Origin of the sequence: Ochrobactrum sp. SSR, assembly GCF_030067775.1 — a bacterium.
Classification (GTDB): domain Bacteria; phylum Pseudomonadota; class Alphaproteobacteria; order Rhizobiales; family Rhizobiaceae; genus Brucella; species Brucella teleogrylli.
Genome location: NZ_CP125969.1, coordinates 246,473 through 259,328 on the forward strand (window position 1 = coordinate 246,473; position 12,856 = coordinate 259,328).

The following is a 12,856-nucleotide window of genomic DNA, read 5'->3' on the forward strand; positions in this document are numbered from 1 at the left end:
GAGGGAATTTTCTCCACATGCTGATGCTTCTCACCTTCTTCGCTGAACACATGACACCGCTCAACGTGTTCCGCTACATCACCTTCCGCACTGGCGGCGCGATGATTACCTCGGCGCTGATCGTGTTCCTGTTCGGCCCGACGATCATCAACTCGTTGCGCGTGCGTCAGGGGAAGGGGCAGCCGATCCGCGCCGACGGCCCGCAGACCCATTTCAAGAAAGCCGGTACGCCCACCATGGGCGGTCTGATGATCATGACCGGCATTCTCATTTCGTGCATGTTGTGGGCCAATCTCTCCAGCGTCTATGTCTGGGTGGTGCTGCTGGTCACCGTGGGCTTCGGTGCCATCGGTTTCTATGACGACTATCTCAAGGTGACGAAGCAGTCCGACAAGGGCTTTTCCGGCAAGGCGCGTCTGGGCATCGAGTTCCTGATCGCAGCGATTGCCGCTTTCGTCATCATGCGCGCAGGGCAGGAGCCTTTCTCCTCCTCGCTGACCTTCCCATTCGCCAAGCAGTTCGTTATCAATCTGAGTTGGTTCTTCATTCCCTTCGCCGCCTTCGTGATGGTCGGCGCGGGCAATGCCGTGAACCTGACCGACGGTCTCGACGGTCTGGCCATCGTGCCGGTCATGGTTGCTGCAGCTTCCTTCGGCTTCATCGCCTATCTTTCCGGTAATGCGATCTTCGCAGATTATCTGCAAATCCATTTCGTGCCGGGCACGGGTGAACTTGCCGTGGTCTTAGGCGCGGTGATCGGTGCAGGCCTTGGCTTCCTGTGGTTCAATGCGCCGCCTGCCGCTATCTTCATGGGCGACACGGGTTCGCTGGCGCTGGGCGGCATGCTCGGCACCGTGGCCGTTGCGACCAAGCATGAAATCGTGCTCGCCATCATCGGCGGACTGTTCGTGATGGAAGCGCTGTCGGTGATCATTCAGGTTGGCTCTTTCAAGCTGACCGGGAAGCGCGTCTTCCTCATGGCGCCGATCCACCACCATTTCGAAAAGAAGGGCTGGACCGAAAGCCAGGTCGTGATCCGGTTCTGGATCATCGCCATCATTCTCGCAATGATCGGCCTTTCCACCCTCAAGCTCAGATAGTCACAAGACCAGTATCGACAGGCAAGAAGAATGATCCCGATCACCGCCCTTAAAGACAAGACCGTCGCCCTCTTCGGATTGGGCGGGTCGGGCATCGCCACAGCCAAGGCCATCGTGGCCGGAGGGGCGAAGATCATTGCCTGGGACGATAATCCCGACAGTGTCGCGCGCGCGCAAGGCACAGGCATTGCAACCGGCGATCTGAGGCAGGCGGACTGGTCGCAGTTCGCCGCCTTTGTGCTTTCGCCGGGTGTTCCGCTGACCCATCCGAAGCCCCATTGGACGGTCGATCTTGCTCATGCCGCAGGCGTCGAAATTATCGGCGATGTGGAGCTTTTCGTGCGCGAGCGCAATCATATCGCACCCGATTGCCCGTTCATCGCCATTACCGGCACCAACGGCAAATCGACCACCACCGCGCTGATCGCCCATATTATCAAGGCGTCGGGCCGCGACATGCAACTCGGCGGCAATATCGGCACGGCAATCCTCACGCTGGACTCGCCAGCGGCCAACCGTTTCTATGTGGTTGAATGCTCGTCCTACCAGATCGATCTGTCACCCTCGCTGAATCCGACTGCCGGAATTTTGCTGAACCTGACGCCGGATCACCTCGACCGTCACGGCACGATGGAAAACTATGCGGCCATCAAGGCGCGGCTGGTTGCGGCCAGCGGCACCGCGATTATCGGCGTTGATGATCTTTACTGCACGGCGATTGCTGAAAATCTGGCGGCGAACGGCGTCAATGTTGCGCGGATTTCCAAGGAAAAGCACCTCGACAACGGCTATTTCGCTGATGGTCCGACCTTGATTCATGCCACCGATGGCAAGGATGAGGAACTGGCCTCGCTCGCCGGGGTCGGTTCGCTGCGCGGCGCGCATAATGCGCAGAACGCGCTCGCAGCCGTGGCGGCCTGCCTCGCTGTCGGCCTGTCGCTCGATGAAATTCGCGCCGGTCTGAAAAGCTTTCCGGGTCTGGCGCACCGCATGGAGCAGGTGGGGCGGCGCGGCAAGGTGCTGTTCGTCAATGATTCCAAGGCGACCAATGCCGATGCGACCGCACCGGCGCTGTCGTCCTTTTCGCAGAACATCTACTGGATCGCTGGTGGTGTGCCGAAAGCGGGCGGTATCGAGTCGCTCGGCGGGTTTTTCCCGCGCATCGCCAAGGCCTATCTGATTGGCGAAGCGGCTGCGCAGTTTGCTGCGACGCTGGGCGACAGCGTGCCGTTCGAAATTTCCGATACGCTGGCCGTGGCCGTCGATCATGCCGCGCGCGATGCGGGCAATGATGCAGCCGCAGAGCCGGTGGTGCTGCTTTCGCCAGCCTGCGCCAGCTTCGATCAGTTCCAGAATTTTGAAAAACGCGGCGATGCCTTCCGCAGCGCCGTATTGGCCCTTCCCGGTATCATGCCAATTGGAGGAGAAAGCTGATGGTAAGCCGTGTCGATCGCGGTCCTGTCGCCAACTGGTGGTGGACAATAGACCGCTTCTTTCTCGTAGCCTGTCTTGCCCTGATGGGGCTTGGTATTCTTCTGTCCTTTGCGGCAAGCCCGGCTGTGGCTTCGCGCATTGGTCTCGACAGTTTTCATTTCGTCGAGCGTCAGACCATCTTCATGATCCCCGCGGTTATCGTCATGGTGGGCGTGTCGTTCTTTTCGCCACGGCAGATTAGGCGTTTCGCACTGATCCTGCTCGCTATTTCCATGGTGCTGATGGTTGCGGCGCTCTTCTTCGGTATCGAAGTCAAGGGTGCGCGCCGCTGGGTCAATCTGGCGGGTATTTCCATCCAGCCATCCGAATTCATGAAGCCCGCTTTCGTGGTCGTCTGCGCATGGCTCTTCTCCGAGCGCGAACGTGGCGGCGACATGCCGGGCTATTTCCTCGCCATGATGCTGTTCTGCACGGTTGCCGGTCTTCTGGTGTTGCAGCCCGATCTGGGCCAGACCATGCTGACCACCGGCACATGGGGCGCGATGTTCTTCCTCGCCGGACTGCCGATGTTCTGGATTCTGGTTCTGGGCGGGCTTGCGGTTTGCGGCGGCTTTAGCGCTTATTTCGTGTTCGACCACGTGGCCGGTCGTATCAACCGCTTCATGACGGGCGAGGGCGATACGTTCCAGGTCGATGCCGGACGCGAAGCCATTCTGCGCGGCGGCTGGTTCGGGCAGGGGCCGGGTGAAGGCACCGTTAAGCGCATCATTCCCGACAGCCACACCGACTTCATCTTCTCCGTGGCTGCGGAAGAATATGGCATCATCCTGTGCATGATCATCATGCTGCTATTTGCCTTCATCGTGGTGCGTGGGCTTTCCATTGCGCTCAAGGAACGCGATGCGTTTACGCGTCTTGCCGTGTCTGGCATCGTGATCCTGTTCGGCTTCCAGTCGATCATCAACATGGCGGTGAACCTGCACCTGATGCCCGCAAAAGGCATGACGCTGCCGTTCATTTCCTATGGCGGCTCGTCGCTGGTGGCGATTGCCATCACCATGGGCATTTTGCTGGCGCTCACCCGTCGCCGCCCGGAAGCGCGCATGACGCACACGGTTGGGCATATCGGGTCAAATCGGGGCGAACGCATTCCGGCGCTGTGAGGGATTGATGGCTAAAGGTGTTATCGTATTGGCCGCCGGGGGAACGGGCGGCCATCTTTTTCCGGCGGAAGCGCTGGCGCATGAATTGAAGTCTCGCGGCTGGGATGTACATCTGGCGACCGATGCCCGGGCGCAGCGTTTTGCAGGCGCTTTCGATGAAAGCCATGTGCATGTGATCCGTTCTGCGACCATTGCGGGCCGCAATCCGATTGCGCTGCTCAAAACATTCTGGTCGCTGTGGCAGGGCAATCTCGATTCACGCAAATTGTTCCGCCGCTTGAAGCCGCAGCTTGTCGCTGGTTTCGGCGGTTACCCGACCTTGCCGCCGCTTTATGCGGCCAGCAATATGCATATTCCGACGCTGGTGCATGAACAGAACGCCGTGATGGGCCGCGCCAACAAAGGCCTTGCGGGGCGCGTCAAGGCGATTGCAGGCGGGTTTCTGCCGGAAACAGGCGGTGCCTTTGCCGACAAAACGGTCACGACCGGCAATCCGGTGCGCCCGCCTGTGTTGGCGGTAGCCGCCACGCCTTACAAGCAAGCCAAGCCGGACGAGCGGTTTCGTCTTTTGGTTTTCGGCGGCAGTCAGGGTGCGCAGTTCTTCTCAAACGCGATACCGGCTGCTGTTGCTCTTCTGCCCGAGAAGGAACGCGCGCGACTTCTGATCACCCAGCAGGCGCGCAAGGAAGACGAAGCTTCCGTGCGTGAGGCCTACAAGAAGCTTGGTATTCCTGCCGATGTGGCTCCGTTCTTCAACGATATGCCCGCTCGCATGGCGGATGCGCATTTCGTGATTTCACGTTCCGGCGCATCGACGGTTTCGGAAATCACCGTGATCGGTCGTCCGGCCATATTGGTGCCGTTCCCGCATGCGCTGGATCATGATCAGGCGGCCAACGCCGCGGCCCTTGCAAATGCCGGCGGCGGCGAGGTCGTGCGACAGGCCGATCTTTCACCGGAACGCCTCGCGCAAATCCTGCAAGCGGCGATGAATGAGCCTGAAAGGCTCGAAAATCAGGCAAAAGCTGCGAAAAGCGTTGGCAAGCCGGATGCTGCGCGGTTGCTTGCCGATCTGGCAGAGGCTATTGCAACTGGCAAATCAGTTCACGAATTCAAAGAAGGAACTCGGCCATGAAAATGCCGCTGAATATCGGGCTCGTCCATTTCATCGGAATCGGCGGCATCGGCATGAGTGGCATCGCCGAGGTGCTGCATAATCTCGGTTACAAGGTTCAGGGCTCGGACCAGTCGGACAGCGCCAATGTGCAGCGTCTGCGCGACAAGGGCATCGAGGTCTTCGTCGGCCACAAGGCGGAAAACCTTGGCGACGCGGAAGTCATCGTCGTTTCGACCGCAATCAAGAAGACCAACCCGGAATTGGCCGCTGCCCGCGAAAAGCTGCTGCCCATCGTGCGCCGCGCCGAAATGCTGGCCGAGCTGATGCGCTTCCGCCGCGCTGTTGCCATTGGCGGCACGCATGGCAAGACGACCACCACTTCCATGGTGGCAGCGCTTCTGGATGCAGGGCATCTCGACCCGACGGTCATCAATGGCGGCATCATCAACGCCTATGGCACGAATGCCCGCATGGGTGACGGCGACTGGATGGTGGTGGAAGCCGACGAAAGCGACGGCACCTTCCTCAAGCTGCCCGCCGATATCGCGGTTGTGACCAATATCGACCCGGAACATCTCGACCATTACGGCAATTTCGACAATGTGCGCGCGGCTTTCGCGCAGTTCGTCGAGAATGTGCCGTTCTATGGTTTTGGCGTCATGTGCCTCGATCATCCGGAAGTGCAGGCGCTTGTGGGCCGCATCGAGGATCGCCGCATCATCACCTATGGCCAGAACCCGCAGGCGGAAGTGCGTTTTGTCAATCAGCGCATGGAAGGTGCGGCGAACCTGTTTGACGTGGTCATCCGTTCGCGCAAGGGCGAGGCCGTCGAGATCAAGGATCTGCGCCTGCCGATGCCGGGCCTGCACAATGTTTCCAACGCCACGGCGGCGATCGCAGTCGCACATGAACTGGGCATTTCCGCTGACGATATCCGTCGCGGCCTTGGTTCATTCGGTGGCGTGAAGCGCCGCTTCACCCATACGGGTTCGTGGAACGGCGTCGAGATTTTCGACGATTATGGCCATCACCCAGTGGAAATCCGCGCGGTGCTGAAAGCCGCACGCGACGCAACAACTCAGGCAGGTGGTCGCGTGATCGCCATTGTGCAGCCACACCGCTACACCCGCCTGCACAGCCTGTTCGACGAATTTGCCGCATGCTTCAACGATGCCGACACGGTCATCGTCACGCCGGTCTATACGGCGGGCGAAGACCCTATCGAAGGCGTGAACTCCGAAACGCTTGTCAGCCGCATCAAGACGGCGGGCCATCGCGATGCGCGCTACGCCAGCGGGCCGGAAGCTCTGGCCCCGCTCGTTGCCTCCATCGCGCAGCCGGGCGACTTTGTCGTCTGCCTCGGCGCGGGCAACATCACGCAATGGGCCTATGCGCTGCCCAAGGAACTCGCCGAACAGGGTAAGAAGTAATGGACTATCACCCGATGGAAAGCGGCGAGGCGCTTCTGAAGAAGCTTGACGGCAAGCTGTCGGGCCTGCGCGGGCGTCTGACGCCCGATACGGGCATGGACAAGATCACCTGGTTTCGCGCCGGTGGACCGGCACAGGTTCTGTTCCAGCCCGCCGACGAGGAAGACCTGTCGAATTTCCTGAAGGCAGTGCCGGAAGAAATACCGATCCTCGTGGTGGGCATCGGTTCCAATCTGCTCGTGCGTGACGGGGGCGTTCCCGGCTTTGTCATCAGGCTTTCCGCTAAGGGGTTTGGCGAGGTCGAGCGCGTTTCCGAAACGCAGCTCAGGGCAGGCACAGCGACGCCAGACAAGCGCGTGGCAGCGGCGGCGCTGGAAGCGGGCCTTTCGGGCTTCCATTTCTACCACGGCATTCCTGGTGGCATCGGCGGGGCGTTACGCATGAATGCGGGCGCCAATGGTGTGGAAACGCGCGAGCGTGTCGTGGAGGTGCGGGCGCTCGACCGTAAGGGCGAACTGCATGTGCTTTCGAATGCCGATATGGGCTATGCCTATCGCCATTCTTCGGTATCGCCGGAGCTGATCTTCACCTCGGCGCTGTTCGAGGGCGTTCCGGGTGACCGCGAGGATATCCAGCGCGCCATGGACGAGGTGCAGCATCACCGTGAGACGGTGCAGCCTGTGCGCGAAAAAACCGGCGGCTCAACTTTCAAGAATCCTGAAGGCACGTCTGCCTGGAAGGAAATCGACAAGGCGGGCTGCCGTGGATTGCGTATCGGCGGTGCCCAGATGTCGGAGATGCACTGCAATTTCATGATCAATACCGGCACTGCGACCGGGCATGATCTGGAGACTTTGGGCGAGACAGTTCGCGCAAAAAGTTTTTGAGTCGTCAGGGATTCGCCTCCACTGGGAGATCAAGCGTCTCGGTTTGTTCCGCGACGGCGAGCGCGTAGAAGAGTTTCTCGGCAAAGTTTAATAAAAAAAATTGCCCGGATTTTCTGCCTGAAAATCCGGGCTTTTTTTGCCTTCGCAAGCGACGCGTAAGGTTCGTCCCTTTTGATAGGGTCTTGTCACGGAATCAATCCTCTGATTCTTTATGGTTAACCACACAGTGATTTGATTCGGCAGGATTTTCCTGCCGTGGACGTCTGCGGCCTCCAGTGTCGTGGTCTCGAAGTTCGCTAGGGTTCGATATCGTGCGTGAGTGCGAACTTCGAGATCAAAACGACACTGGCAGTTTAAAAGTAGCCGGTGTTCTTTCGGTCCCGAAATTCGTCGGTGATCGATATCGGTTGAAACGAATTTCGGGATCGGAACACCGGCCCGCTGGGCTACTCGGACTCTGTTCTTGATTCACCGCGCAGGGGATTGCGCAGAGGGGATGCTTAACATGACGGGAAAACACGTCGCCGTTTTGATGGGTGGGTTCTCCTCCGAGCGTCCTGTCAGCCTGTCGTCCGGCGCGGCCTGTTCGGCGACCCTGGAAGAGCGCGGCTACCGTGTGACCCGTATCGATGTGGATCGCAATGTCGCCAGTGTTCTCGCCGAGCTGAAGCCTGATGTCGCCTTCAATGCGCTGCACGGCCCATTCGGTGAAGATGGCGCCATTCAGGGCATCCTCGAATATCTCCAGATTCCCTACACCCATTCCGGCGTTCTCGCTTCCGCGCTCGCCATGGATAAGGATCGCGCCAAGAAGGTTGCTGCGGCGGCTGGCGTGGCCGTCGCGCCGTCGCGTCTGATGAACCGTTTCGATATCGGTTCCGAACACCCGATGGAGCCGCCTTATGTGGTCAAGCCGGTGCGTGAAGGTTCAAGCTTTGGCGTTGTGATCGTCAAGGAAGACCAGACCCATCCGCCGCAAATCATCGGCTCTGCGGACTGGAAATATGGCGACGAAGTTCTGGTTGAAAGCTACATCGCTGGCCGCGAATTGACCTGCGCCGTGATGGGCGACCGCGCCATGGATGTCTGCGAGATCGTTCCGGTCGGTCATCAGTTCTACGATTATGATTCAAAATATGTTGCAGGCGCATCAACTCACGTGTGCCCGGCAAAAATTTTACCAAATATTTACCAAAAAATACAAACAATGGCCCTTACGGCGCATCGGGCAATCGGGTGTCGGGGCGTAAGCCGGTCGGACTTCCGTTTCGATGATCGTTTTTCAGAAGAAGGCGAAGTTATCTGGTTGGAAGTTAACACCCAACCGGGGATGACGCCCACCTCGCTCGTGCCTGATATCGCCAAAGCGGCTGGTATCTCTTTCGGTGAATTGTTGAGTTGGATGGTGGAGGACGCGTCTTGTTTGCGTTGAACGGCAGAAATGATGGATATAGGCGCTCGGGCGCGATGCGAGACGCATCGGCGATGAATGTCGCATTCGTCCTGCCGCGCTTTCTGCGCAAGCCGTTTCGCTTCGCTGCCCGTCTGTTTCAGGGCAATGTCAGCATTCCACGTCATGCCGGAACCATTGGCATGCTGGGCTTCCTCGGCGCCACCGGCATTTACGGCATGGTTGTTGGCGGTCACTCGCAGGATGTGGTGAAGGCTACGGCCTCGACGCTCGGTTTCGCCATCGAGGACGTCAAGGTGGTCGGCAATCACGAGACCTCCGATATCGATATTCTGGGACAGCTTAACCTTGATGGCGAGACCTCGCTGGTCGGCCTGAACGCTGAAGAAGCGCGCGCCGCCATCGCACAGCTGCCATGGGTGCAGAGCGCCGAAGTACGCAAGGTTTATCCGGGTACGGTTCAGGTTGCGTTGCATGAACGTCAGGCCTTCGCCATCTGGCAGAACGACAAGGAATTGTCGCTGATCGATGCCGAAGGCGACACCATCGTGCCTTTCCGCGCCGGGCGCTACAACACGCTGCCGCTTGTGGTTGGCGACGGCGCTGAAAAGGTCGTTAAGGGCTTTGTCGACGAGGTCGCAAACTATCCGGCGCTGGCTGGCAAGGTTCGCGCTTATATCCGCGTCGCTGACCGTCGCTGGGACCTTCTTCTGGACAATGGCGTGCGCATCATGCTCCCGGCGGAAGATCCGCTGAAAGCGCTCGCACAAATCCAGAAACTCGATGAGGAAAAGCAACTTCTCACCCGCGATATCATGGCGGTCGATCTTCGTCTGGATGATCGTGTGACCGTTCAGCTGACGGCAAGCGGTATGGAACAGCGCCAGAAGTTCCTGGCGGAGCGTAAGAAAGAATTGGCCCGCACGGGGAAGCGCGTATGAGTATTCTGGGCGGTAAGGGATCATCTCAAGGCGGAACTGCAGGGCGCAAAGTGCGCCTGCTCACGGTTCTGGATGTTGGCTCAAGCAAGGTGTCCTGCGTCATCGCAAGGTTGCGTCCGCATGAAGGCGGCGCGCTTCTGCCAGGCCGCACGCACCGCATGGAAGTGCTGGGTATCGGTCATCAGCGTTCGCGTGGCGTGAAATCCGGCGTGATCATCGATCTCGATGCCGCCGAACAATCCATCCGTCTCGCCGTCGATGCCGCAGAGCGCATGGCCGGTCTGACCGTCGATAGCCTGATCGTGAATATTTCGGCCGGTCGCCTCAAGAGCGAAACCTTCACCGCGAGCGTGAATCTCGGCGGTCATGAAGTCGAACAGACCGATATTCGCCGCGTTCTCGCAGCCGGCGCGAAACAGGCTCTGGCCGCTGAACGTCACCTCGTTCACTCGCTGCCGATCGGCTACACGCTCGATGGCGAGCGCGGCGTTCGCGACCCGCAGGGCATGCTGGGCGACAGCCTCGGCGTTGACATGCATGTGCTGACGGCTGATGCCGCTCCGCTGCGCAATCTCGAGCTTTGCATCAATCGCTGCCATCTGTCGGTCGAGGCCATTGTTGCGACGCCTTATGCAAGCGGTCTGTCTGCTCTGGTCGGCGATGAAGCCGAAATGGGTGCGGCCTGCATCGACATGGGTGGCGGCACCACGACGATCTCTGTCTTCTCCGAAGGCAAATTCATTCACGCCGATGCAGTTGCCATCGGCGGCAATCACGTCACGATGGATGTGGCGCGCGGTTTCTCCACTCGCATGGAAGACGCCGAACGCCTGAAGGTCATGTATGGCTCGGCGCTGCCAAGCGCTGCCGACGACCGCGATCTCATCTCCGTCTCGCCAATTGGCGACGACGAGCGTGATGTACCCAATCAGTATCCGCGGTCGGTTTTGACGCGGATTATCCGCGCAAGAGTGGAAGAAACGCTGGAACTGGTTCGCGACAGGCTGAACCAGTCGGGTCTCGGACACATTGTCGGCAAGCGTGTGGTTTTGACCGGCGGCGCAAGCCAATTGCCGGGCATGCCGGAGGCCGCCAGACGAATCCTTGCAAGAAATGTACAGATCGGGCGTCCTCTAGGAATAGCGGGATTGCCTGAGGCGGCTAAGGGGGCAGCTTTTGCCGCGACCGTCGGACTTCTGATCTACCCGCAGGTGGCCGGGATAGAAGAGCGGTCGGTAAAAGCAGCTTCCTCCGGTCTTATGACCGGTACGGGTGGGCGCATTCAACGTGTCAGCCAATGGCTGAGGGAGAGTTTCTGAGTAACCGATCTTTGAGTGAACAGTCGAATTTTCCGGGACGTGACCATCTGGGTAACAACCAATCAGCACCGCAGCGGCGAAAAGCGGTGACGGGCTTTAAGAGGAACAAGGACCAATGACTATCAATCTGCAAAAGCCGGACATCACCGAGCTGAAGCCCCGCATCACCGTTTTCGGTGTCGGCGGTGGCGGCGGCAATGCAGTCAACAACATGATCAATGCCGGTCTTCGCGGTGTGGATTTTGTTGTGGCCAACACCGACGCGCAGGCTTTGACCATGTCGAAGTCCGACCGCATCATCCAGCTCGGCGCTGCCGTGACGGAAGGTCTCGGCGCAGGTTCCCAGCCCGAAGTCGGTCGTGCCGCTGCTGAAGAATGCATCGACGAAATCGTCGATCACCTCAATGGCACGCATATGTGCTTCGTCACCGCAGGCATGGGGGGCGGCACCGGCACCGGCGCAGCTCCAGTTGTTGCCCGCGCAGCACGTGAACGCGGTATCCTGACCGTCGGCGTCGTGACCAAGCCTTTCCATTTCGAAGGTGCGCGCCGCATGAAGACGGCCGATCTCGGCATCGAAGAACTGCAGAAGAACGTCGATACGCTTATCGTCATTCCGAACCAGAACCTCTTCCGCATCGCCAATGACAAGACCACCTTCGCCGACGCTTTCGCGATGGCCGATCAGGTGCTCTATTCGGGCGTTGCCTGCATCACCGATCTGATGGTCAAGGAAGGCCTCATCAACCTCGACTTTGCTGACGTTCGCTCTGTCATGCGCGAAATGGGCAAGGCGATGATGGGCACCGGCGAAGCTTCCGGCGAAGGCCGCGCAATGGCTGCTGCCGAAGCTGCCATCGCCAACCCGCTGCTCGACGAAACCTCGATGCGTGGCGCCAAGGGCCTGCTGATTTCGATCACCGGCGGTCGCGACATGACCCTGTTCGAAGTCGACGAAGCTGCAACGCGTATCCGTGAAGAAGTTGATCCGGAAGCAAACATCATCCTCGGCGCAACCTTCGACGAAGGTCTCGAAGGCGTCATTCGTGTATCCGTGGTTGCTACCGGCATCGACAAGCAGATCGGAGATGCGGCGCCTGCGCCGCTGGAATTTCGCCAGCCAGTAAAGCAGCCGACCTCGCAGGCCAAGCCTATGGCTCCGCATGGCGCTCTGCGTCCTCCGGTCGTTGAACAGCCGCGTCAGGCTGACCCGATTGCGCAGGCAATCCAGTCTGCCGAAGTCGATATGCCGATTGCAGCTGCGCCAGCCGCACCTGCTGCATCCGCAGAGCCTGATTTCCGTCCGCAGAGCCGCATTTTCCAGGCACCTGCACCGGAAGCCTTCGAACGCGCACCGGTTGCTCGCGCACCGATGCCTCAGGCTCACGCTGCTCAGGCCGCTCAGCCGCAGGCTTACCAGCAGCCGCAGCAGATGCATGCAGAACCGGCCCGCGAACCGCGCCCGGCTCCACGTATGCCAGCCGTTTCGGATTTCCCGCCGGTTGCACAGGCTGAAATCGCCGCCCGTCGCGCTCCGCAGCAGCCACAGCCTGCTCAGGAAGAGCCACGCGGCCCGATGAGCCTTCTCAAGCGCCTGACCCACGGTCTGTCGCGTCGTGAAGAAGAGCAGCCTGCAGCCCGTCTGGAGCCTGCGCAGCATCGCGAACCCGGCATGCGTCCGGCTGAACGCCGCCCGATGCAGCAGGACGGCTCGATCTACGCACCGCGTCGTGGCCAGCTCGATGATCAGGGCCGCCCGCAGCCGCGTGCAGCTTCGGAAGACGACCAGCTCGAAATCCCGGCCTTCCTGCGCCGTCAGTCGAACTGATCGAACACCGACATAAAATTTCAGAAAGCCCGCCTGTCTCAGGTGGGCTTTTTTGTATTTTGCGGGAAATGCTGGAATAAAACGGCTTTTATGGTAATAGAGCGTAAGAAAGCGTGATTTTGTCCGAACGTTCCGGCTCACTATTTTATATGTGGTCGGTTGTTTTGGGGCTCACACGGGGTTGTGATTCTTTTTGTCTTCCCTGCCGCTAATTTTGCCATATCTA

At 59.5% G+C, this 12,856-nt stretch carries 9 protein-coding genes and 1 pseudogene; all 10 read left to right on the forward strand.

From position 1 onward, the window contains the following. Window positions 1-17 precede the first annotated feature (17 nt). The 10 genes and pseudogenes from mraY to ftsZ all read left to right on the forward strand — a co-directional run bounded on the left by mraY (window position 18) and on the right by ftsZ (window position 12,630). On the forward strand, window positions 18-1,100 hold the full coding sequence (gene mraY / locus QLQ11_RS01145) for a phospho-N-acetylmuramoyl-pentapeptide-transferase (RefSeq protein WP_109369414.1): 1,083 nt from the start codon (window positions 18-20) through the stop codon (window positions 1,098-1,100). Between the two features lie 30 nt (window positions 1,101-1,130). Further along, window positions 1,131-2,534, forward strand: a complete 1,404-nt coding sequence (gene murD / locus QLQ11_RS01150) for a UDP-N-acetylmuramoyl-L-alanine--D-glutamate ligase (RefSeq protein WP_109369413.1) — start codon at window positions 1,131-1,133, stop codon at window positions 2,532-2,534. Then, window positions 2,534-3,697, forward strand: coding sequence for a putative lipid II flippase FtsW (gene ftsW, locus QLQ11_RS01155; RefSeq protein WP_109369412.1), 1,164 nt, complete (start codon window positions 2,534-2,536; stop codon window positions 3,695-3,697). Before murD ends, ftsW begins: the two co-directional genes overlap by 1 nt. A 7-nt stretch (window positions 3,698-3,704) precedes the next feature. Then, complete coding sequence (gene murG, locus QLQ11_RS01160) at window positions 3,705-4,832, forward strand: undecaprenyldiphospho-muramoylpentapeptide beta-N-acetylglucosaminyltransferase (RefSeq protein ID WP_283735917.1); 1,128 nt, start codon at window positions 3,705-3,707, stop codon at window positions 4,830-4,832. Next, on the forward strand, window positions 4,829-6,244 hold the full coding sequence (gene murC, locus QLQ11_RS01165; RefSeq protein ID WP_109369410.1) for a UDP-N-acetylmuramate--L-alanine ligase: 1,416 nt from the start codon (window positions 4,829-4,831) through the stop codon (window positions 6,242-6,244). The genes murG and murC overlap by 4 nt, the downstream gene beginning before the upstream one ends. Before the next feature lie 14 nt (window positions 6,245-6,258). Next, window positions 6,259-7,222 (forward strand): annotated as a pseudogene (gene murB / locus QLQ11_RS01170) (UDP-N-acetylmuramate dehydrogenase). A gap of 414 nt (window positions 7,223-7,636) precedes the next feature. Next, window positions 7,637-8,563: a D-alanine--D-alanine ligase gene (locus tag QLQ11_RS01175; protein WP_109370263.1), complete on the forward strand. Its 927-nt coding sequence runs from the start codon at window positions 7,637-7,639 to the stop codon at window positions 8,561-8,563. Further along, on the forward strand, window positions 8,551-9,483 hold the full coding sequence (locus QLQ11_RS01180) for a cell division protein FtsQ/DivIB (protein ID WP_109369409.1): 933 nt from the start codon (window positions 8,551-8,553) through the stop codon (window positions 9,481-9,483). Before QLQ11_RS01175 ends, QLQ11_RS01180 begins: the two co-directional genes overlap by 13 nt. Beyond that, on the forward strand, window positions 9,480-10,802 hold the full coding sequence (ftsA, locus tag QLQ11_RS01185; RefSeq protein ID WP_371835886.1) for a cell division protein FtsA: 1,323 nt from the start codon (window positions 9,480-9,482) through the stop codon (window positions 10,800-10,802). Before QLQ11_RS01180 ends, ftsA begins: the two co-directional genes overlap by 4 nt. 115 nt (window positions 10,803-10,917) lie before the next feature. Next, window positions 10,918-12,630, forward strand: a complete 1,713-nt coding sequence (gene ftsZ, locus QLQ11_RS01190) for a cell division protein FtsZ (RefSeq protein WP_109369407.1) — start codon at window positions 10,918-10,920, stop codon at window positions 12,628-12,630. Window positions 12,631-12,856: the final 226 nt, after the last annotated feature.

What these genes read in the sequence shown, in the direction of transcription:
- mraY (WP_109369414.1), top strand. Translation starts at nt 18, where the DNA reads ATGCTGATGCTTCTCACCTTCTTCGCTGAACACATGACACCGCTCAAC.
- murD (WP_109369413.1), top strand. Translation starts at nt 1,131, where the DNA reads ATGATCCCGATCACCGCCCTTAAAGACAAGACCGTCGCCCTCTTCGGA.
- ftsW (WP_109369412.1), top strand. Translation starts at nt 2,534, where the DNA reads ATGGTAAGCCGTGTCGATCGCGGTCCTGTCGCCAACTGGTGGTGGACA.
- murG (WP_283735917.1), top strand. Translation starts at nt 3,705, where the DNA reads ATGGCTAAAGGTGTTATCGTATTGGCCGCCGGGGGAACGGGCGGCCAT.
- murC (WP_109369410.1), top strand. Translation starts at nt 4,829, where the DNA reads ATGAAAATGCCGCTGAATATCGGGCTCGTCCATTTCATCGGAATCGGC.
- QLQ11_RS01175 (WP_109370263.1), top strand. Translation starts at nt 7,637, where the DNA reads ATGACGGGAAAACACGTCGCCGTTTTGATGGGTGGGTTCTCCTCCGAG.
- ftsA (WP_371835886.1), top strand. Translation starts at nt 9,480, where the DNA reads ATGAGTATTCTGGGCGGTAAGGGATCATCTCAAGGCGGAACTGCAGGG.
- ftsZ (WP_109369407.1), top strand. Translation starts at nt 10,918, where the DNA reads ATGACTATCAATCTGCAAAAGCCGGACATCACCGAGCTGAAGCCCCGC.